The sequence below is a fragment of the Bradyrhizobium amphicarpaeae genome (genome assembly GCF_002266435.3).
Classification (GTDB): Bacteria; Pseudomonadota; Alphaproteobacteria; order Rhizobiales; family Xanthobacteraceae; genus Bradyrhizobium; species Bradyrhizobium amphicarpaeae.
This window is the reverse complement of sequence record NZ_CP029426.2, coordinates 2936898-2958375: the sequence shown is the minus strand read 5'-3', so window position 1 is coordinate 2958375 and position 21478 is coordinate 2936898. Positions and strand designations below refer to the sequence as shown.

Here is a 21478-nt window from a genome sequence, read left to right as displayed (position 1 = left end):
GGCGTTGACTGGCCGGCTAGATCGTCACCTGGGTGCCGACCTCGACCACGCGGCCGCTCGGGATCTGGAAATAGTCGGTGGCGTCGTTGGCGGAGCGGCTGAGCGAAATGAACAGGCGGTCCTGCCAGCGCGGCATGCCGGAATGGGCGGCGGGCTTGAGCGCCCTGCGCGACAGGAAGAACGAGGTCGACATGATGTCGAACTGCCAGCCGAGCTTGCGGGCGATCGCCAGCGCCTTCGGCACGTTCGGCGATTCCATGAAGCCGAACTTCAGCGTCACCTTGGAGAAGGTCGGCGAGATCTGCTCCAGCTTGACCCGCTCGGCCGGATCGATCCGCGGCGTCTGCGCCGTCTCGATGGTGAGAATGACGTTCTTCTCGTGCAGCACCTTGTAGTGCTTCAGGCTGTGCATCAGCGCGGTCGGCGCGCTGAGCGGGTCCGAGGTCAGGAACACGGCGGTGCCGGGCACCCGCTGCGGCGGCCGCTTCTCCAGCATGGCGACAAGGTCTGCGAGCGGGAATTCGAGCTTGCGCGACTTCTCGAACAGCAGCCGGCTGCCGCGCCGCCACGTGTACATCAGGATGATCATGAGCGCGCCGAGCGCCAGCGGCACCCAGCCGCCCTCGAACACCTTGAGCAGGTTGGCCGCCAGGAACGTAAGGTCGAGGAACATGAACGGCACGATCAGCGCTCCGGCCGCGAGCGGCGACCACCGCCAGACCTTCCAGATCACGACGAAGCCCATCATCGCCGTGACCACCATGGTCCCGGTCACGGAGATGCCGTAGGCGGACGCCAGCGCGCTGGAGGAGCGGAACAGCAGCACCAGCAGCACCACCGCGACCAGCAGCAGCTGGTTGATGCGCGGGATGAAGATCTGGCCGGAATGGGCTTCCGACGTATGGCGAATTTCGAAGCGCGGCAGCAGGCCGAGCTGGATCGCCTGGCGCGTCAGCGAATAGGCGCCGGTGATCACCGCCTGGCTGGCGATGACGGTTGCCATGGTGGCGAGCACGACCATGCAGCCGCGGACGAAGCCTTGCGGGAAGAGCTGGAAGAACGGGCTGACGATGGCGCCGGGATCGCCGAGTACGAGCGCGCCCTGCCCCAGATAGTTCAGCGCCAGCGACGGCAGCACGATGAACAGCCAGGCGGTCTGGATCGGCCGCTTGCCGAAATGGCCGAGATCGGCATAGAGCGCCTCGGCGCCGGTGACCGCCAGGAATACCGCACCCAGCGTGATGAAGCCGATGATGCCGTGGTGGAGCATGAAAGAAACCGCGTAGAGCGGGTTCAGCGCGTACAGGACTTGCGGCTGCTGGATGATCGGATGGATCGCCGCCACGGCAAGGACCGCAAACCAGACGCACATGATCGGGCCGAAGAAGGCGGCGACGCGGGCGGTTCCGCGCGACTGCACGGCGAACAGGCCAACCAGGATGATCACGGTCAGCGGTACGACGTAGGGCTCGAACCGCAGCGTGACGTCCTTCATGCCCTCGATCGCCGACAGCACCGAGAGCGCCGGCGTGATCACGGCATCGCCGTAGAACAGCGCGCCGGAGATGATGCCGAGCATGACGATGGTCGCCCCGCCGGTACCAACCGCGCGCTGGGCCAAGGCCATCAGCGCCAGCGTGCCGCCCTCGCCATTGTTGTCGGCGCGGAGCAGGATCACGACGTATTTGAGCGTGACCACGACGATCAGCGCCCACAGGATCAGGGAGAGCACGCCCAGCACTGCTGCCGGCGTCGGAACCCCCTCCGCGCCCGAGGCAGCCATCACCGCTTCGCGGAACGCGTAGAGCGGGCTGGTGCCGATATCGCCATAGACCACCCCGATGCTGCCGAGTGTCAGCGCCCCGAAGCCGGCGGTCGTGTGGGCGTCGCCATGCCCATTGGCCGCCGCCGTTTCCGGGGCGGAAATCGCTACGTCACTTGTCATGGGAGAGCCCGATGGCCTCTAAAATGCTTCACTGCACAACGGCGGAAGAGCGCGCGGCTTATAGTCCTGCGCTGCCGGCATAGCCTAGCCCGATTCTGGGCCCTTGCCATGCAATTATCGCATGGGAGTGCCAGTACCGGTCAGATAGTCACCTGGGTTCCGACTTCAACCACGCGCCCGGTGGGAATCTGGAAATAGTCGGTGGCATCGTTGGCCGACCGGCTGAGCGCGATGAACAAATGGTCCTGCCATAGCGGCATGCCCGACTGCGCCGACGCCTTCAACGACCTCCGTGACACGAAGAACGATGTGGACATGATGTCGAACTGCCAGCCCTGCTTGCGCGCGATGGCGAGCGCCTTGGGCACGTTCGGCTGCTCCATGAAGCCGAAGCGCAGGCGGACCTTGGAGAACTTGTCGCTGATCTTCTCCATGCGGAACCGCTCCGTCAGGTCGACCCGCGGCGTTTGCGCAGTCTCGATGGTCAGGACCACGTTGTGCTCGTGCAGCACCTTGTTGTGCTTGAGATTGTGCAAGAGCGCGGTCGGCACGAAGGCGGGATCGCTGGTCAGGAACACCGCGGTACCCTTGACGACGTGCGGCGGCCGCTTCTCCAGGCTGCGGATCAGGTCGTCCAGCGGCACCTCGATCCGGCGCGTCTTCTGGATCAGGATCCCGGAGCCCTTCCGCCAGGTCCAGATCGTTCCCGCCATGGCCACGCCGAACAACAGTGGCACCCAGGCGCCCTCGAGCAGCTTCAGGAGATTGGCGCTGAAGAAGCTCAGATCGACAATGACGAAGGGCACGATCACGGCCGCAGCCGTGGCGGCGCGCCAGTTCCACAATTTCCAGATCACGACGAAGCCCATGATGCCGTCGGCGACCATGGTTGTGGAGACCGCGATGCCGTAGGCCGAGGCCAGGTTGCTGGGGGTGTGGAACAGCAGCACCAGCAGCATCACGCCGATCAGCAGCAGCCGGTTCACTCGCGGCAGGTAAATCTGGCCGGCGTGAGTCTCGGAGGTGTAACGGACCTCGAAGCGCGGCAGGAGGCCGAGCTGCACCGCCTGATAGACCAGCGAATAGGCACCGGTGATCACTGCCTGGCTCGCGATCACGGTCGCGGCGGTCGCAAGCCCGACCAGCGGCAGCACCAGGCTCTCGGGCACCATGCGATAGAACGAGTGTTCGATTGCACTGGGATCGGACAGCACCAGCGCGCCCTGCCCGAAATAATTGATCAAGAGCGCGGGCAGCACGAAGAACATCCAGGCCGACTGGATCGGCTTGCGGCCGAAATGTCCGAGATCGGCATAGAGCGCCTCGCCGCCGGTGACCGCCAGGAACACGGCGCCGAGCGTCACGAGGCCGATCGTGCCGTGCGACAGCACGAACTGCACGGCGTAATAGGGGTTGATCGCCGCCAGCACGGACGGGTCGTCGGCGATGTGGACGGCTCCCATCACGGCGATCACGGTGAACCAGACCACCATCACCGGCCCGAAAGCCGAGGCCACCAGCGCGGTCCCCTTGCTCTGCACCGCGAACAACAGCACCAGGATGAAGACGGTGAGCGGCACGACATAGTGCTCGAGCGCGGGCGCCGCGAGCTTCAGGCCCTCGACCGCCGAGAGCACGGAGATCGCCGGCGTGATCATGGAATCGCCGATGAACATGGAGGCGCCGACCACGCCGAGGGCGAGCAGAAACCAGCTCCGCCGCCCGAGCGCGCGCTGCCCGAGTGCCATCAGCGAGAGCGTGCCGCCCTCCCCGTTGTTGTCGGCGCGCAGCAGCAGCAGGACGTATTTGGCGGTGACGACGATCAGCAGCGCCCACAGGATCAGCGAGAGCACGCCGAGCACCATGATACGTGAGACCGGCGCACCATGGGCGGCGCCCCTGACGGCCTCATGGAATGCGTAGAGCGGCGAGGTGCCGATATCGCCGAAGACGACGCCGATGCTCCCGAGCGTAAGGGACCAAAAGCCCGAGGTGACCGGCCCGTCCTGGGTCTCGGCCTGTGTGATGCTCGCCGTCATGGAGGTGGAAAACGCTTCTTCCCTGGAATTGATCCGGCGCCTTTCGACGCTTCCGCCGCGCCTGTCAATCGGCCCATCACCATAGCAGGTGCCGAGACGGATGCTGTGACGGCGCGGCCACGTTCGTTGCCAGCGTGACGACATGCCTCAGGTAAGATGGTAGCGCAAGAGGCCTAGGGCTTCAGATTCGGGGGCAGCGGCGGATCTTCGCGCATCAGGGTGATGGTCACCCGCCGGTTCGCCGCAAGCGAGGGATCGTCGGGAAACAGCGGCTGAGTATCCGCCTTGCCGGAGACGGCGAAGATGTGCGACGGCGGCAGGCCCTCGCGTTCGAGGATCTGACGCACGGCATTGGCGCGGTCGGCCGATAGATCGAAGGCGCCGTAGTCGCTGCGGTTCGGCACGAAGCCGGCCGCGGTGTGGCCGGCGATGGAGACGCGGAGCGGCGTGGCCTTGAGCGGGATCGCGAGCTTCTCGACGAGCCGGCGGGTGCGATCATAAGGCACCTTGGAGCCGTCGGCGAACATCGAACGGCCGTCCTGGTCGACGATCTCCAGGTTGAGGCCCTGCTTGGTCTCCTCGAACATGATGTGCTTGGATATCTCGGTCAGTTCAGGCATGTCCTGTAGCGCCTGCCTCAACGAGGCGGCGGCCAGCGCGAAATTTCGGTCGACCTTCATCCTCGCGCCCGACGTCTTGTCGTGATCCTCCTGGTCCGGCGTCGGCGTGTTCGACGACTCTTCCGGCTGGATGTGGTCGACGTTCTTCAGCCGCGCGCGGGTCGGCAGGCCGTCGGATTCGATGATGCCGGCGTAGCGGGCTTCGCTCTGGACGCCGAAGGCTTCACGCATGGAGCCCGCAACGATCTTCAGCTTGTTGGCATCCTGGGTTGAAAACGCGACCAGCATCACGAAAAACGCCAGCAGCAAGGCCATCAGGTCGGCGAACGTCACGAACCAGCCATGGCCGCCGTGTGCTTCTTCGCGCTTCTTCTTTGCCATCGGTCAGACCCCGGCGTAAGTCGTTACGCCGGAACCGGCTCGCCTTCGGCATGGCGATGCTTCTCGGGCAGATAGGCCAACAGCATCTCGCGCACCAAAGTCGGGCTCTTGGAATCGCGGATCATCAGAATGCCGTCGATGATCAGCGTACGATTGGTTTCCTCGTCGATCAGCTTGGTGTGCAGCTTGTCGGCGATCGGCAGACAAAGCAGGTTCGCAACCAGCGCACCATAGAGCGTGGCCAGCAGCGCGGTCGCCATGAAGGGGCCGAGCTTGGAGGGATCCGACATGTTCGAGAACATCTGCACCATGCCGATCAGCGTTCCGATCATGCCGAACGCGGGCGCGCAGTCGCCGACCGCGCGGTAGATCTTGCTGCCTTCGTTGAGATGCAACAGGAAATTGTCGCGATCGCGTTCCAGATTGTCTCTGATGAAATCGAGGTCGTAACCGTCGGCGACGTATCGGATGCCCTTGGCGAGGAACGGCTCGTCGGTCTCGACCTTTTCCAGTCCCACCGGTCCCTGCTTGCGGGCGATCTCGGCGATGCGGGCAAGCTCGTCCACCAGGTCATGCGCCGACAGCCGGCTCATCGTGAAGGCAAACTTCATTCCGAGCGGCAGGCCGTGCATCAGCACCGAGAGCGGAAAACGGATCATGGTCGCGGCGCCGGAGCCACCGAAGATGATGATCATCGCATGTTCACTGATGAACATGTGCAGATCGCCGCCCATCAGCACCATGGCCACAATAACGGCCAATCCGCCCGCGAGCCCGGCGCCTGTCATAATGTCCATGGCATACTCCAACGCGTACGCAACAACGGCCATCCTGGCCGCTGGCGCGGCCCAACCCGAACCGCATCAGGAACCCTAGAGCGCCGCCCTTAAAGCCGCGTAAAGGTTAAGTTCGGACAGCGTGCTAGCCGCGCTTGCGAGCGCCGAATTGCCGCCCGGCGATAGGAATTTCAACCGTTCGCTAACCATACCGACCGCAACAGGGCGCTGCGGCTGCGGCCCTGCGCCACATCGAAGCCGTGGATCGTTTGCTGTCATGTAGCAGCGCGGCAGGCCCATGGCGGGAGCCATCGCAATGTTGACGCTGTTCGGTCTTCTCACCGCGGTGCCGGCGGTGCTGGCGCTTCACCTGCTCGAGCCGGAACTCGTCCTGCCGGCATTCAGCGTTTTGCTCTTTATCGAAGCAGCGTTCGCGGTGATTGCAGCACGATTGATTCAGGGCACCCGCAGCGCAGACGACATTACGCTGTGGGATCTCGCAGGCGGCTTCACCTTGATCGGGTGCGCCGCCGCGGTGCTTGGTGAGCCCGATCAGGCCGCGCTGTTTCTGACCGAACAGGGCGGCCCTCGGCAGGCATCATCGCCGTAAGTTCAGTGAATCTCCGCCGAGCGCTTCAGTGCGGCCTTCAGCTTCTCCAGCGAGAAGTCGGGACTGCGGGCGATCTCCAGGATCGGCGTCTCGCGGCGGCCGCAGAGCTCGGCGGCCTCCGGCAGCTTGGCCGCGATGTCGAGCGGGATCATGATGGCGCCATGCTGGTCGGCGTGGATCAGATCGTCGGACTTCACGGTCATGCCGGCAACGCGCACCTCGCCGCCGAAGCTCTCCGCGTGCACCCAGGCATGCGACGGGCCGATCGAGCCGGCCAGCGCCTGGAAGCCCGGCGCCCATTGCGGGATGTCGCGGATCGAGCCGTCGGTGATGACGCCGAGACAACCGAGCGCCTTGTGCACGTTGCTCTGCACCTCACCCCAGAACGCGCCGTAGCCGACATCGGGGCCGTCGATATCCTGGATCACCGAGATGCGCGGGCCGTGGCCGGTGCCGACATATTCGTAATAGTCGATCCGGCGCTTCGACTGCTCTTCGGCGGGCAGCGAGGATTTCAGCACCGAGCGGATCGCGACCGTGCGGGCATAGCCGACGATCGGCGGCAGGTCGGGGAACGGGCAGACCAGTTGCTTGGTGGTGTAGCCGATCAGCCGGCGCTCGGGCGCCACGATCTCCATGGCGTTGCAGATCGTCGGCGTGTCGTAGCGGCCCAGCGCTTCGAGGACGGAAGCGGGCAGCGGCCCGGTCGCTTTATCAGTCACGGCGTTCTCTCCCAGATTGGCAGTCGCTGTTGGCGCGATCCACCGGCACAAGGCGATATAGCCGAGATCAGGTCTCAACCCAACTCAGGCCGGCCTCATGGCAGATATCCGTGTCTGGCCGCTCAGTGCAGCCTCCCGGGCCGGTCGTCGTCCTGCGGCGGCTCCGACAAGTTCGCCAGCGTCGGTGCCGACGGTGGCGAGGTGACCTCGCCTCCCGACGGTGCGGTGGCCTGCAATGCGCGCGCCTGGTCGCGATAGGATTTGTAGCCGAGCGGCAAGGCGAGAAGATACAGCGCCGTGCCGATCGACAGCACATGCCAGGGATAGGCGATCAGCAGCGCGATGAAGACGACCACCGCGACGAACGCCGGCAGCACCAGTTCGGGCGGCACGCGCATGCGCTTGGTCTTGCCGGAGAACACCGGCAGTCGCGACACCATCAGGAAGCCGATCAGCAGGGTATAGGCTGCCGTCATCGCGGCGGGCCAGCGGCCGAGATCGAGGAACGCGACATAGATCGGCAGCAGCACGGTGATCGCGCCGGCCGGCGCCGGCACGCCGGTGAAGAAATTGGCAGCGAAGGCCGGCTTGTTCGGATCGTCCATGGTGGCATTGAAGCGCGCCAGACGCAGGCCGCCGGAAATCGCAAACACCATGGCGGCGATCCAGCCGGCATTGCCGAGCTCGTGCAGCTGCCAGAAATACAGCATCAGGGCGGGCGCGACGCCGAAATTGACGAAATCGGCGAGGCTGTCGAGCTCGGCGCCGAACTTGGACTGGCCCTTGATCATGCGCGCGACGCGGCCGTCGATGCCGTCGAGGGCGGCCGCGAAAACGATGGCGTAGACGGCGAGCGACATCCGCCCCTCGATCGACAGGCGGATCGAGGTCAGGCCGGCGCAGATCGCCAGCAGCGTGATGACGTTGGGCACCAGCATCCGCACCGGAATCGGGCGGAACCGCCGGCGGCGCGTATCGGGGTCTTTGAAGTCATAGGGCGTCATCGCGGATCCTCACCTCGAGGCGAGATATAGCAAGCCGCGTCCCCCTCCGCCATTGCGGCGGAAGGCCCCCACCGACCTGGTTAATTGGCGCGGAAGGCGCGGCTGGGGTCGTCTCCGGCAAGATCGGCCAAGATCGTCTCGCCGGCGATCGCGGTCTGCCCTTCCGAGACCAGCGCCTTGGTCCCCACAGGCAGATAGACATCGAGCCGGGAGCCGAACCGGATCAGGCCGAAGCGCTCGCCCGCGCCGATCGCCTGGCCCTCCCTGACGAAGCAGACGATGCGCTTGGCGACGAGCCCTGCGATCTGCACCACGCCGATCCGCGCCGTCGGCGTCGAGATCACCAGCGAGTTGCGCTCATTGTCTTCGCTGGCCTTGTCGAGCTCGGCATTGATGAAAAGGCCGGGCCGGTAGGCGATGCGGTCCACCCTGCCCGCGACCGGAGCGCGGTTCACGTGACAGTTGAACACGCTCATGAACACCGAGATGCGCGGCAGTGGCCTGTCGCCGAGCCCGAGCTCGGCCGGCGGCAGCGCCATGGTGATCATCGAGACGCGGCCGTCGGCCGGCGACACCACAAGCCCCTCGCGCACCGGCGTCACACGAACGGGGTCGCGGAAGAACAGCGCGCACCACACGGTCAGGATCGTGCCGATCCACCCCAGAGGCGACCACAGCCAGAACAGGACGAGGCTTGCCAGCGCAAAGCCGCCAATGAAGGGATAGCCCTCCTTGTGGATCGGCGGGATCTGACGCTGGATCGAATCGAGAATGGACATCGCTATCTGCCGCTGGGGGTTAAAGGCGCGGATCTTCGCGCGGGCCTGTTTAGGCCAGAGTTGGGACCGGAGACAAGGTCACTCCGCTGCCGCAGGCGCCGTCAGGGCGTCGTCGACCGGCGGCGGCTCCCGGTTGGGCGCCTCGCTGGTATCGGCCATCTTGGCCAGTTTCTCGCGGGCCGCCTCGGCTTCACGCTGCCTGTTCCACATGCTGGCATAGAGACCGCCATGCGCGAGCAGCTGGGCGTGAGTCCCCCGCTCGGCGATGCGGCCCTGGTCCAGCACGATGATCTCGTCGGCCCCGACGATGGTCGAAAGCCGGTGCGCGATCACCAGCGACGTGCGGTTCTTCGCCACGCGGTCGAGCGCGCCCTGGATCTCGTGCTCAGTATGGGTATCGAGCGCCGAAGTCGCCTCGTCCAGCACCAGGATCGGCGGCGCCTTCAAGACCGTGCGCGCGATCGCGACGCGCTGCTTCTCGCCGCCCGACAGTTTCAGCCCGCGTTCGCCGACCTGGGTCTCGTAGCCCTTCGGCGCCATGCGGATGAAATGGTCGATCTGTGCCAGCTGCGCCGCCTCTTCGACTTCGGCGTCGTCGGCGTCCCAGCGACCGTAGCGGATGTTGTAGCGGATGGTGTCGTTGAACAGCACGGTGTCCTGCGGCACCATGCCGATCGAGGCGCGCAAGCTGGCCTGCGTGACCTCGCGAATGTCCTGGCCGTCGATCAGGATCCTGCCGCCGGAGATGTCGTAGAGACGGAACAGGAGCCGCGAGATGGTCGACTTGCCCGCACCCGACGGGCCGACGATCGCGACCGTCTTGCCGGCCGGCACCTCGAAGCTGATGCCTTTCAGGATCGGCCGCGCCGGCTCATAGGCAAAGCGCACGTCCTCGAAGCGCACATTGCCGGCGGAGACCACCAGCGGCTTCGCATCGGGCACATCCTTGATTTCGGCTTCGCGGCCGAGGACGTTGAACATCTTCTCGATGTCGATGATCGCCTGCTTGATCTCGCGATAGACCATGCCCATGAAATTCAGGGGCTGGTAAAGCTGGATCATCATGGCGTTGACAAGCACGAAATCGCCGACCGTGTTGGTGCCGTTGCGCACGCCGATCGCGCACATCAGCATGGTCGCGGTCAGCCCCAGCGTGAAGATCACGGCCTGGCCGGTGTTGAGCACCGCGAGCGAGGTGTAGCTGTGGACGCTCGCCTCCTCGTAGCGCGCGACCGACTTGTCGTAGCGCTGCGCCTCGCGCGCCTCGGCGCTGAAATACTTCACGGTTTCGTAGTTGAGCAACGAGTCGATCGCCTTGGTGTTCGCCTCGGTGTCGGAATCGTTCATCTTGCGGCGGATGCCGATCCGCCACTCGGTCGCGATGTAGGTGTAGTACATGTAGAGCGTGACCGTGATCAGGGTCGCGACCACGTAGCGCCAGTCGAATTGCCAGAGCAGCACCGCCATCAGCAGAGTGACCTCGACGATGGTCGGGATCAGCTGCAGGATCACCATGCGCACGATGACCTCGATGCCCTCGCGGCCACGCTCGAGCACGCGCGTCAGGCCGCCGGTCTTGCGCTCGAGGTGAAAGCGCAACGACAGCTCGTGCATGTGGATGAAGGTGATGGTGGCGAGCTTGCGCACCGCATGCATGGCGACGCGCGCAAAGATGCCGTCGCGCCATTGGGTCAGCAGCGCCATCAGGACGCGCATCACACCGTAGCTCGCGGTCAGCAGCAGCGGCGAGGCGATCACCCAGAGGTGCCAATTGTCCGCCTGCACCGGCGCCGTGTTGGCGCCGGTCAGCGCATCGGTCGCCCATTTGAAGCTGAACGGCACCGTCAGCGTGATCAGCTTGGCAGCGAGCAGCAGTACGAGCGACCACACCACGCGCATCTTCAGGTCGACGCGGTCGCCCGGCCAGATATAGGGCCACAGATGCGCCAGCGTGCCCATCAGCGTCGCCCGCTCCGGCGGACCGCCGGCGGGGTTGGGAACGTCGGCGCCGTCGAACGGTTGAGGTCGGTCCATCAAAAAGCCTGAAAGCCCGCCGGATGCGGGCGTCGCTGCGATTAACGATTTTCGTCCGTCATATAGAGCCTTCCCGATGTCAACGCACCCCGCCAGATGGCGAATCTTCGATTGTTTGTCGCCATTTACCGGTAAATTCCCCAGAGTATCGAATCACCGATTGGGCTTGACGCCTGTTCGCTGCAATGCATCATGGCACCAATGAGCACGATCAAAACCGTCTGCGTCTATTGCGGCTCCGGCCCCGGAACCAATCCCAACTTCATCGAAGCGGCAAAGGCGCTTGGCAAATCGCTGGCGGACAATAAGATCCGCCTCGTCTATGGCGGCGGCTCGCTTGGCCTGATGGGGGCGGTCGCAACCTCGGTGCTGGATCACGGCGGCACCGTCACCGGCATCATCCCTGACTTCCTGCGGATGCGCGAGAACGCGCTGACGCGGGTGCAGGAGATGGTCGTCACGCCAGACATGCACGAGCGCAAGCGGCTGATGTTCGAGCGCTCGGACGCCTTCGTGGCCTTGCCCGGCGGGCTCGGCACGCTCGAAGAGCTGGTCGAGCAGTTGACCTGGCAGCAGCTCGGCCGTCACGCCAAGCCGGTGCTGCTCGCCAATGTGGACAATTTCTGGGAGCCGCTGTTCTCTCTGGTGTCCCACATGCGCCAGACCCAGTTCATCCGGGCCGGACTTTCCGTCGATATCCTGAAAGCGGACAAGGTCGAGGAGATCGTCCCACGGCTGCGCGCCGCGGCTGCGCAGATTCCCGACGGCCAGCGCGATCTTGCGCCGGAAGTGGCGCGCAAGCTCTAGTCCGCAGGAAACGTCACCGCCTCGATCCGATTACCATCTGGGTCGGTGACGAAGGCCGCGTAATAGCGCACGCGGTCATGCGGACGGATGCCGGGCGCACCGTCCGAGGCGCCGCCGGCGGACAGCGCTGCGGCGTGAAACGCATCGACCTCGCTTGTCGTCTTCGCCCGAAGGCAGATATGCACGCCGCTTTCGGGGGCTACCGGCGGCATGGCCTCGCGCAGATTGATCCAGAATTCCGGATAGGCCTTGCCGAAGCCGACCGTGCGCGGCCGCGTGACGAGGCGCAAAAGGCCGATGGCGGCGAGCGTGGCCTCGTAGAATTTCGCGGCGCGATCGAGATCGCTGACGCCGACGGAGATGTGGTCGATCATGTGTGTGCACCCTCCTCGATCTGCCGTAGCCCGGGCTACATTTTGTCTACGCCGGCGCGCCCGACTTCACGAGCTTGTAGATCACCGAATCCATCAGCGCCTGGAACGAGGCGTCGATGATGTTGGGGGAGACGCCGACCGTGGTCCAGCTGTCGCCGTTCTCGTCCTCGCTCTCGATCAGGACGCGTGTGACTGCGCCGGTGCCGCCGTTGAGAATACGCACGCGGTAGTCGATCAGCGTCAGGCCCTCGATGTATTTCTGGTACTTGCCGAGGTCCTTGCGCATGGCGAGGTCGAGCGCGTTGACGGGACCGTTGCCTTCGGCGGCCGAGATCAGATGCTCGCCGGCGACGTCCACCTTCACCACGGCCAAAGCGACGGTGACACGTTCGCCGAGCGCGTTGTAGCGCTGCTCGACATTGACGTCGAACTGCTCGACCTCGAAATAATGCGGCACCTTGCCGAGCGTGCGGCGCGCCAGCAGCTCGAACGAGGCGTTGGCGGATTCGTAAGCGTAGCCGGCGGCCTCACGCTCCTTCAATTCCTCGACGAGGCGCGTCAGCTTCGGATCGCTCTTCTCGTAGGGAATGCCGGCCCGGTCGAGCTCGGCGATGACGTTGGAACGTCCGGCCTGGTCCGAAACCAGTACCTTGCGGTGGTTGCCGACCGTCTCCGGCAGCACGTGCTCGTAGGTCTGCGGGTCCTTCAGCACCGCGGAGGCATGAATGCCGGTCTTGGTGACGAAGGCGCTCTCGCCGACGTAGGGAGCGTGCCGGTTCGGCACGCGATTGAGCATGTCGTCGAGCGTGCGCGAGACCTTGACCAGCGTCGCCAGCTTCTCGGCCGTGACGCCGATCTCGAAGGTGTCGGCAAAGTCCTTCTTCAATTTCAGCGTCGGGATCAGCGAGCAGAGATTGGCGTTGCCGCAGCGCTCGCCGAGGCCGTTCAGCGTGCCCTGGATCTGCCGCGCGCCGGCACGCACCGCAGCGAGCGAATTGGCCACCGCCTGCTCGGTGTCGTTATGGGCGTGGATGCCGACATGATCGCCGGGGATGTGCTTCGTCACTTCAGTGACGATGGCCTCGACCTCGTCGGGCATGGTGCCGCCATTGGTGTCGCACAGCACCACCCAGCGCGCGCCGGCCTCATAGGCGGCTTTCGCGCAAGCGAGCGCGAAGCTCGAATCTTCCTTGTAGCCGTCGAAGAAATGCTCGCAGTCGAGCATGACCTCGCGGCCGGCGGCCTTCGCCGCTGCGACGCTGTCGCGGATGGAGGCGAAGTTTTCCTCCTTCGTCGTCTCCAGCGCGACGCGCACCTGATAGGCGGATGCCTTTGCCACGAAGCAGATCGCGTCGGCCTTCGCTGCCAGGAGCCCGGCCACGCCGGGATCGTTCGAGACCGAGCGTCCGGCCCGTCGGGTCATGCCGAACGCCGTGAAGCGTGCATGCTTGAACTCCGGCTTTGTGCCGAAAAACTCGGTGTCGGTCGGATTGGCGCCGGGATAGCCGCCCTCGACATAATCGATGCCGAGGTCATCGAGCATCGCCGCGATGACCTGCTTGTCGGCCAGCGTGAAATCGACGCCGTTGGTCTGTGCGCCGTCGCGCAGCGTGGTGTCGAACAGATAAAGGCGCTCCTTGCTCATTGCCCCGCTCCGAGCGTCTTCTTCATGGTCGTGTTGGCCAGCCACTCGTCGTTGACGGTGATGCTGTTGCGCTGCATGGCGACGTAGCCGCGCTTGGCGAAAAAGCCTTGGGCGGTGTCACTGGCATCGACCGTGAGCGCTGCAGCGCCACGGCCGCCGGCAAGCTTCTCCAACGCGTCAGTCAGCATGGCCGCGATACCCTGCCCGCTGACGGCCGGATGCACATAGAGCATGCGAATGTGATCGGCGCCGCGCAGCGATGCAAAGCCGACCGGCGATCCCTCGAGCGTCGCGATCAGCGTCAGGTCGGACGCGAGATGCTTGCCGAACTCTTCGCTGTCCGCCGCCTCCATCCAGGCCTGCTGCTGCGCCTCGCTATAGTCGTCGCCGGTCAGTTCCTCGATGCTGGCGGCGAAGATCGCGGCGAGCACCGGCACGTCATCGGGCAGGAACGGCCGCAGGCCGGGCTTTGGGTGTGCTTGTGCCATCGTCCTTACCACATCCCATAGAGCTTGAGCACCAGCGCCACCGCGCCCGCGAGCAGCGCGATCTTCAGCGCGATGTAATAGAGCCAGTGCCGCGGGAAAGGCGTGTCGGGCCGGGTCATCGCGCGATCTCCCAGGTTGTTCCTTCCTTGGAATCCTTGATCACAACGCCCATTGCAGCAAGCAAATCGCGAATGCGGTCGGACTCCCCAAAGTCCTTGCGGGTCCGGGCCGCCGTCCGCTCCGCGATCAGGCGCTCGACTTCCCCGGCATCGACGCCGCTCGCCTGCTGCTTGCGGCCTTCCCACTGAGCCGCGGTCTCGGAGAGGAAACCAAGCAGCCTTAATGCCCCCGCCAAAGCGGGCACATCGGTAGCACGCAGGCTGTGCAGCGCCGCGATCGCCAGCGACGTGTTGAGATCGTCGAGCAGCGGCTCGACCACCGACGCAGCCGGCTCGCCGGGCGCAACGTCGGCCGCGACACGATACCAGTCGTCGAGCGTCTTGGCGCTCTCCTCCAGCGACTTCAAGGTCCAGTCGATCGGCGAGCGGTAGTGCGTCTTCAGCATGTTGAGGCGCAGCACCTCGCCCGGCCAGTCCTTCAGCAGCTCATGGATCGTGATGAAATTGCCGAGGCTCTTCGACATCTTCTCACTCTCGACCTGCAGGAAGCCGTTGTGCATCCAGTAGTTCGCCATGCGCTCGCGGTGAAAGGCGCAGCAGGTCTGCGCGACTTCGTTCTCGTGATGCGGAAACACGAGATCGATGCCGCCACCATGGATGTCGAAATGCTCGCCGAGATGCTTCCAGGCCATGGCCGAGCATTCGACGTGCCAGCCTGGGCGCCCCTCGACCGCAATTCCGGCGGGCGAGGGCCATGACGGCTCGCCGGGCTTGGACGGCTTCCACAGCACGAAGTCGGTGGCATCGCGCTTGTAGGGCGCGACATCGACGCGGGCGCCGGCGATCATCTCGTCGAGCGAACGCTTCGACAGCGCGCCATAACGCGGCAGCGAGGAATTTGCCGCGTTCATCGCTTGCGGCGAGAACAGCACGTGGTCCTCGGCGACATAGGCAAAGCCGCCCTTGACCAGCCGCTCGATGATCTCGCGCATCTCGCCAATATGCTCTGTCGCGCGCGGCTCCACGCTCGGCCGCAGGCAGCCGAGCGCATCGACATCGGCGTGAAACTGCGCGCCGGTCTGCTCGGTGACCTTGCGAATGGCCTCGTTCAGCGGCAGACCGGGGAAATCGCGCGCGGCGCGGTCGTTGATCTTGTCGTCGACGTCGGTGATGTTGCGGACATATTTGACGTGCGCCTCGCCGTAGATGTGGCGCAGCAGCCGAAACAACACGTCGAACACGATCACCGGCCTGGCATTGCCGATATGGGCGAAGTCATAGACGGTCGGTCCGCAGACATACATGCGGACGTCCTTCGCATCGATCGGTACGAAGGTGCGCTTTTCCCGGCTCAGCGTATCGTAGAGGCGCAATTCCATAGGGATACCCGTCGGCTGTTGGCCGGGCGTCCAGGTCTCTCAATGTGTTTGAGAAATGACGGCTCCAGCCAGCGATTCGCTAGCTCGTAATCTCGCAAATGATGCAAATGGCGAGGAGACCGTTCATGCGGAACATATGGGCTATGAGGCGGCCCCGCGTCAAGGGAGCCCCGAAATGCCGTTTTATGGTCCCGCAAAGCGCGCGGTCGCCCGGATAGTTACGATCCCCTAACTATTTGAGCCCATTCTGGAACCAGATTGTTCCACCTTTTGCCGCTCGGTATTTTCATGCGATCCTTGCTCGCGCTCATTTTCAGCGCCTCGATCCTCGCGGCATCCGGTGCCTGCGCCGAGACCCGCGTCTTCATCATCGCCAACGGCTCAGACGACCAGTGCGTGGCCAAGGGTGACAAATGCGGCGCCTCCGTCGCCCGGACCTATTGCCAGTCACGAGATTTTGCCCAGGCATCAAGCTATCGCCGGGTCGATCCCGACGAAATTACCGGCTCTGTCCCCAAATCCGGCACAAATTGCTCTCATGGCCATTGCGACGAATATGTCGCAATCACCTGCCAGCGCTAATTTGCTCGGAGCTGGCACAGCTTAGCCCGGTCCTTTGGCCCCTGAAACGACGTGACGATGCCGCAGGAAGCGGCTATGGGAGGGCGCGTTCGGCCCTTCCAAGTCACGTGGAACGTCACCTTGGGCCGTGACCTCGCTAGAATGGCGGATATGCCTGAATTCCTGTCCCTCTCCCGTGCCCGCTTCGTCCTTGCCTGCACCGTGCTCTTGAGCACGGCCGTGCTCGTCACCGGCGCTTTCGCGCAGGCCGGCCCGCCCGGACCGCCGCCTCAGCCGGGGCAAAACGGACTCGGGCCCAATCCGATGTGCGTGCGGCTGGAGGGCCAGCTCGCGGCGCTCGACCGCGGCGGCAGTGGCGACCCCGCGCGTGAGGAGCAGATCCGCCGTTACCAGGATTCCCAGGCCAAGCAGCAGGCCGAGCTCGACCGTGTCACCATGCAGGCCAAGCGCATGGGCTGCGATTCCTCCGGCTTCTTCTCGCTGTTCAACGGCCAGTCGGCGCAATGCGGCCCGGTCAACACCCAGATCCAGCAGATGCGCGCCAATCTGGACCAGATCACCGGCAATCTCGAACGCCTGCGCGGCGGCGGTGGCGGCGGCTACAGCCCCGAGCGCGACAACCAGCGCCGCTCGGTGCTGGTGGCGCTGGCGCAGAACAATTGCGGCCCGCAATATGCCAACGCCGCGCAAGGCCAAGGTGGCGGCAACTTCCTCAGCAATCTGTTCGGCGGCAACAACGCCGGCAATCCGCAAGCCGTGCCGCCTTCCGATCTCGGCCCGCAATCCGGCACCTACCGCACCGTGTGCGTGCGCACCTGCGACGGCGCCTATTTCCCGGTCTCGTTTGCCACGGTGCCCGCGCGCTTCCCCGACGACGAGAAGACCTGCAAGGCGCTGTGCCCGGCCGCGGAAGCCGTGCTCTACACCCATCGCAATCCCGGCGAGGACATGAATTCGGCGGTCTCGATCAGCGGCCAGCCCTACACGGCGCTGCCGACCGCGTTCAAATTCCGCAGCGAGTTCAACCCGTCATGCTCCTGCAAGGCCGCGGGCCAGTCCTGGGCGGACGCGCTGAAATCGGCCGACGACAAGGCGGCAGCCGAGCAGCAGGGCGACATCATCGTCACCGAGGAAAGCGCCAAGAAGATGCAACAGCAGCGGCTCAACAAGGGCACGCCTGCGAACGCCAAGAAGGGCGCAGCTCCCGCGCCGACGACGGCGGCTGCACCGGCTGCGGCGCCTCCGGTGGATACCGGCGCGGAGAACAAGCCGATCCGCTCGGTCGGGCCGACCTTCCTGCCGCAGCAGCAGAAATAGTTATAGCGGCAGGCCGCCGCTCCACATTCAACTGTCATGCCCCGCGAAGGCGGGGCATCCAGTACTCCGCGGCGGACGTCGGTTTTCACAATATCGGCCGCGGCGTACTGGATCATCCGCCTTCGCGGATGATGACAGCAATTCCCTGAGCGCCACCGCCCGCCTCGCTTTCACCCCTCGAACGCGTCGATCGAGGCCTTGCTGGCGCGCGAGACCAGGGTCTCGTCCGCGGCGGGCAGCTTCTCGCCCTTGTCGCGGAAGCGGTTGGTGATGGGATAGCGGCGGTCGCGGCCGAAATTCCGCGGTGTCACCTTCACGCCGGGCGCAGCCTGGCGGCGCTTGTATTCGGCGACGTTGAGCAGATGGTCGATGCGGGCGACGGTTTCGCGATCGAAGCCGGCGGCAATGATTTTTTCGAGCGGCTCTTCGCGCTCGATCAGACGCTCCAGAATGGCGTCGAGCGCCTCGTAGGGCGGCAGCGAGTCCTGATCGGTCTGGTTCTCGCGCAGTTCCGCGCTCGGCGGCCGGGTGATGATGTCGGGCGGGATCACTTCGCCCGCGGACCCGAGTGCGCCATCGGGCTTCCAGCCGTTGCGCAGGGTCGCCAGCCGAAACACCTGTGTCTTGTAGATGTCCTTGATCGGATTGAAGCCGCCGTTCATGTCACCATAGAGCGTGGCATAGCCGACCGACATTTCCGACTTGTTGCCGGTGGTCATCACCATCAGGCCGGTCTTGTTGGAAATCGCCATCAAGAGTGTGCCCCGGGTGCGAGCCTGGAGATTCTCCTCGGTGATGTCGGGAGGCAGGTTCTTGAAGAGGCCCGACAGGATGGTCTCGAACCCGGTCACGGCCTCTGCGATCGGCAGCACCTCATAGCGAATGCCGAGATGGCCGGCGAGTTCGCCCGCGTCGGCGATCGAGTGTGCCGCGGTGTAGCGATACGGCAGCATCACGCCGTGCACCTGATCGGCGCCGAGCGCATCGACCGCAATCGCTGCACACAAAGCTGAATCGATCCCGCCGGAGATGCCGAGCAGCACGCCGGGAAAGCCGTTCTTGACGACATAGTCGCGCAGCCCCAGCACGCAGGCGGCGTAATCGGCCTTGTCGCCCTCGGGTTGCTCGGCAACCGGACCCGCGCAGCGCCAATCGTCGCCGTTTCGCGTGAAGCGCAGCGTGACGATGCTCTCTTCGAAGGCCGGCAATTGCGCCGCCAGCGAGAGGTCGCCGTTGAGCGCGAAAGACGCGCCGTCGAACACCAGCTCGTCCTGGCCGCAGACCTGGTTGAGATAGACCAGCGGCAGCCCGCTCTCGGTGACGCGCGCCACCGCGACCGACAGGCGCAAATCGTTCTTGTCGCGGGCGTAAGGCGAACCGTTCGGCACCAGGATGATCTCCGCGCCGGTCTCGGCCAGCGTCTCGACCACGTTCTCGTAGTCCCCGGATTCTTCCAGCCAGATGTCCTCGCAGATGGGAACGCCGATGCGCACGCCGCGCGCGGTCACGGGACCGGCGGCAGGCCCACGCGAAAACAACCGCTTCTCGTCGAACACGCCGTAGTTCGGCAGATTGCATTTGAAGCGAAGGGCGGCGATGCGCCCGCCGTCGAGCAGCGCGCAGGCATTGTAGAGCTTGCCGTCCTCGACCCAGGGCGTGCCGACCAGCATGGCCGGACCGCCATCGGCGGTGTCGCGCGCGAGGCTCTCGATCGCGGCGCGGCAGGCCGCCTGGAAGGCCGGCTTCTGCACGAGGTCTTCCGGCGGATAGCCGGCGATGAACAATTCCGGAAACAGCACGAGATCGGCGCCGTCGGCGGCGGCACGCGCGCGCGCAGCCCGCGCCTTGGCGGCGTTGCCCTCGATGTCGCCCATAACAGGATTGAGCTGGGCGAGCGTGACCGCGAATGCTTTGAGACGTTCGGTCATGGCCGCCGCGCTCCGATCAGATAAATCCCAGTCGCTCGATGATGGCGATGATCCAGAACACGCCGGCCATCAGCAGCGCGACGCCCACCGCCGCCGAGCCCATGTCCTTGACCCGCCCGATCTGCTTGTCGTGATCCATGGTCAGCCGATCGGCCAGCTTTTCGATCGCGGTGTTGAGCAGCTCGACGGTGAGCACGAACGCAACCGAACAGACCAGCTCGACCGCGCGCATCGCAGTCGCGCCGACCAGCCAGGCCAGCGGCAGCGACGCCAGGAGCGCAAAAATCTCCTCGCGGACGGCCTGCTCCGATCGGAACGCAAAGGCCAGACCGTTACGGGAATTGATCGTGGCCTTCCAGATCCGCAGCAAGACCCTAGAGCCCCGCTGCGGCCGGCATCGGCGTGGCCTTGCCCGCGCGTTCCTGCTTGAGGAGCTCCGCAATCAGGAAAGCCATGTCGATGGATTGCTCGGCATTGAGACGGGGATCGCAGACCGTGTGGTAGCGGTCGTTGAGGTGCTCATCGGTGATCGCGCGGGCGCCGCCAATACACTCGGTGACGTCCTGCCCGGTCATCTCCAGATGCACGCCGCCGGCATGGGTGCCCTCGGCGGCATGGATCGTGAAGAACGACTTCACTTCGGACAGGATGCGGTCGAACGGCCGCGTCTTGTAGCCCGAGGTCGAGGTGATGGTGTTCCCGTGCATGGGATCGCACGACCAGACCACCACTTTGCCCTCGCGCTTCACGGCGCGGATCATGTTCGGCAGATGCTCGCCGACCTTGTCGGAGCCGAAGCGGCCGATCAGCGTCAGCCGGCCCGGCTCGTTGTCGGGGTTGAGAACGTCGATCAGCTTCAAGAGTTCGTCGGGCTTGAGCGACGGGCCGCATTTCAGCCCGATCGGGTTCTTGATGCCGCGGAAATACTCGATATGGCCGTGATCGAGCTGGCGGGTGCGGTCGCCGATCCAGATCATGTGGCCGGAGGTCGCGTACCAGTCGCCGGTGGTGGAATCGACGCGTGTCAGGGCCTGCTCGTAGCCGAGCAGCAGCGCCTCGTGGCTGGTGTAGAAATCGGTGGCGCGCAGCTCGGGATGGGCCTCGAGATCGAGGCCGCAGGCGCGCATGAAATTGAGCGCGTCCGAGATGCGATCGGCCAGCTCCTTGTAGCGGCGGGACTGCGGCGAATCCTTGAGGAAGCCGAGCATCCACTGATGCACGCTGCCGAGATTGGCGTAGCCGCCGGTGGCGAAGGCGCGGAGCAGGTTCAGCGTCGCGGCCGACTGGCGATAGGCCATCAGCTGGCGCTGCGGGTCCGGCACGCGCGCTTCCCTGGTGAAGGCGATGTCGTTGACGATGTCGCCGCGATAGCTCGGCAGCTCGACGCCGTTGATCTTCTCGGTCGGCGACGATCGCGGCTTGGCGAACTGGCCGGCCACGCGGCCGACCTTCACCACCGGCACGGCGCCGGCATAGGTCAGCACCACCGCCATCTGCAGCAGCACGCGGAAGAAATCGCGGATGTTGTTGGCGCCGTGCTCGGCAAAGCTCTCGGCGCAATCGCCGCCCTGCAGCAGGAAGGCCTCGCCGGCGGCAACGCGCCCCAGCGCCTTCTTCAGGTTGCGCGCCTCGCCCGCGAACACCAGCGGCGGAAAGGTCGCAAGCTGCGCCTCGACGTCAGCCAGGGCCTTGGCGTCGGGATAATCGGGCACCTGTAGCACCGGCTTGCTGCGCCAGGACTCGGGCGTCCACCGCTCGGACATCGCAATCTCTCCGTGAAGCAAAAAGCACAACCTGATCTAGGGGTTGCGAGGGCCGCCTTATACACAGGCTGGCACGACATCGCCAGTTGTAAATCCATTCGGCACTGCAAACCCTTGCGGGGAAAGCCAAATTCGCATTTGCTGGGCGGGCGAGGCAACTGGCAGG

The 21478-nt window shown here is 65.1% G+C and carries 19 protein-coding genes; 4 read left to right on the top strand and 15 right to left on the bottom strand.

Going from position 1 to position 21478, the window contains the following annotated elements; all coding sequences use genetic code 11:
* Nucleotides 1-16: 16 nt before the first annotated feature.
* The 4 genes from CIT40_RS13540 to CIT40_RS13525 all read right to left on the bottom strand — a co-directional run bounded on the left by CIT40_RS13540 (nt 17) and on the right by CIT40_RS13525 (nt 5782).
* Nucleotides 17-1945 (bottom strand): potassium transporter Kup, encoded by a 1929-nt coding sequence (locus tag CIT40_RS13540; RefSeq protein ID WP_094896447.1) that lies wholly within the window; start codon nt 1943-1945, stop codon nt 17-19.
* 140 nt (nt 1946-2085) lie between these two features.
* Nucleotides 2086-3984, bottom strand: a complete 1899-nt coding sequence (locus CIT40_RS13535; RefSeq protein ID WP_094896446.1) for a potassium transporter Kup — start codon at nt 3982-3984, stop codon at nt 2086-2088.
* 173 nt (nt 3985-4157) lie between these two features.
* Entirely contained in the window at nt 4158-4985 is an 828-nt protein-coding gene (locus CIT40_RS13530) for an OmpA/MotB family protein (RefSeq protein WP_094896445.1), read from the bottom strand.
* Between the two features lie 23 nt (nt 4986-5008).
* Nucleotides 5009-5782, bottom strand: a complete 774-nt coding sequence (locus CIT40_RS13525; RefSeq protein WP_094896444.1) for a motility protein A — start codon at nt 5780-5782, stop codon at nt 5009-5011.
* 295 nt (nt 5783-6077) lie between these two features.
* Here CIT40_RS13525 and CIT40_RS13520 point away from each other — a divergent pair, with 295 nt between their 5' ends.
* The gene (locus CIT40_RS13520) at nt 6078-6371 is read left to right on the top strand and encodes a hypothetical protein (protein WP_094896443.1); all 294 of its coding nucleotides are present in this window, start codon (nt 6078-6080) and stop codon (nt 6369-6371) included.
* A 2-nt stretch (nt 6372-6373) separates the two neighbouring features.
* Here the strand turns inward: CIT40_RS13520 and CIT40_RS13515 are convergent, their stop codons facing one another.
* The 4 genes from CIT40_RS13515 to CIT40_RS13500 form a co-directional block, all read right to left on the bottom strand.
* Nucleotides 6374-7093, bottom strand: a complete 720-nt coding sequence (locus tag CIT40_RS13515) for an RraA family protein (RefSeq protein ID WP_094896442.1) — start codon at nt 7091-7093, stop codon at nt 6374-6376.
* A 122-nt stretch (nt 7094-7215) separates the two neighbouring features.
* On the bottom strand, nt 7216-8097 hold the full coding sequence (pssA, locus tag CIT40_RS13510) for a CDP-diacylglycerol--serine O-phosphatidyltransferase (protein ID WP_094896441.1): 882 nt from the start codon (nt 8095-8097) through the stop codon (nt 7216-7218).
* An 80-nt stretch (nt 8098-8177) separates the two neighbouring features.
* Nucleotides 8178-8876, bottom strand: a complete 699-nt coding sequence (locus CIT40_RS13505; protein WP_094896440.1) for a phosphatidylserine decarboxylase — start codon at nt 8874-8876, stop codon at nt 8178-8180.
* Nucleotides 8877-8954: 78 nt separating this feature from the next.
* A complete protein-coding gene (locus tag CIT40_RS13500) occupies nt 8955-10910 on the bottom strand; it encodes an ABCB family ABC transporter ATP-binding protein/permease (protein ID WP_094896439.1) in 1956 nt (651 codons plus the stop codon).
* Between the two features lie 201 nt (nt 10911-11111).
* Between CIT40_RS13500 and CIT40_RS13495 the strand changes: the two genes are divergently transcribed.
* The gene (locus CIT40_RS13495; protein ID WP_162307481.1) at nt 11112-11717 is read left to right on the top strand and encodes an LOG family protein; all 606 of its coding nucleotides are present in this window, start codon (nt 11112-11114) and stop codon (nt 11715-11717) included.
* Here the strand turns inward: CIT40_RS13495 and CIT40_RS13490 are convergent.
* The 4 genes from CIT40_RS13490 to cysS all read right to left on the bottom strand — a co-directional run bounded on the left by CIT40_RS13490 (nt 11714) and on the right by cysS (nt 15722).
* Complete coding sequence (locus tag CIT40_RS13490; RefSeq protein ID WP_094896437.1) at nt 11714-12091, bottom strand: VOC family protein; 378 nt, start codon at nt 12089-12091, stop codon at nt 11714-11716. The genes CIT40_RS13495 and CIT40_RS13490 overlap by 4 nt on opposite strands.
* A gap of 46 nt (nt 12092-12137) precedes the next feature.
* Nucleotides 12138-13736 (bottom strand): citramalate synthase, encoded by a 1599-nt coding sequence (gene cimA / locus CIT40_RS13485; protein WP_094896436.1) that lies wholly within the window; start codon nt 13734-13736, stop codon nt 12138-12140.
* The gene (locus CIT40_RS13480) at nt 13733-14224 is read right to left on the bottom strand and encodes a GNAT family N-acetyltransferase (RefSeq protein ID WP_162307480.1); all 492 of its coding nucleotides are present in this window, start codon (nt 14222-14224) and stop codon (nt 13733-13735) included. The genes cimA and CIT40_RS13480 overlap by 4 nt, the downstream gene beginning before the upstream one ends.
* A 115-nt stretch (nt 14225-14339) precedes the next feature.
* A complete protein-coding gene (cysS, locus tag CIT40_RS13475; RefSeq protein ID WP_094896434.1) occupies nt 14340-15722 on the bottom strand; it encodes a cysteine--tRNA ligase in 1383 nt (460 codons plus the stop codon).
* Nucleotides 15723-16010: 288 nt separating this feature from the next.
* Here cysS and CIT40_RS13470 point away from each other — a divergent pair, with 288 nt between their 5' ends.
* Nucleotides 16011-16304, top strand: coding sequence for a hypothetical protein (locus CIT40_RS13470; protein ID WP_094896433.1), 294 nt, complete (start codon nt 16011-16013; stop codon nt 16302-16304).
* A gap of 141 nt (nt 16305-16445) precedes the next feature.
* Entirely contained in the window at nt 16446-17621 is a 1176-nt protein-coding gene (locus tag CIT40_RS13465; protein ID WP_094896432.1) for a DUF2865 domain-containing protein, read from the top strand.
* A gap of 170 nt (nt 17622-17791) precedes the next feature.
* Here CIT40_RS13465 and CIT40_RS13460 read toward each other — a convergent pair whose 3' ends face one another.
* From CIT40_RS13460 to CIT40_RS13450, 3 genes are read right to left on the bottom strand one after another with little or no spacing between them, the layout of a single operon-like run.
* A complete protein-coding gene (locus tag CIT40_RS13460) occupies nt 17792-19549 on the bottom strand; it encodes an NAD+ synthase (protein WP_094896431.1) in 1758 nt (585 codons plus the stop codon).
* Nucleotides 19550-19565: 16 nt separating this feature from the next.
* On the bottom strand, nt 19566-19919 hold the full coding sequence (locus CIT40_RS13455) for a diacylglycerol kinase (protein WP_094896430.1): 354 nt from the start codon (nt 19917-19919) through the stop codon (nt 19566-19568).
* A 4-nt stretch (nt 19920-19923) separates the two neighbouring features.
* On the bottom strand, nt 19924-21312 hold the full coding sequence (locus tag CIT40_RS13450) for a class II 3-deoxy-7-phosphoheptulonate synthase (protein ID WP_094896429.1): 1389 nt from the start codon (nt 21310-21312) through the stop codon (nt 19924-19926).
* Between the last annotated feature and the right edge of the window lie 166 nt (nt 21313-21478).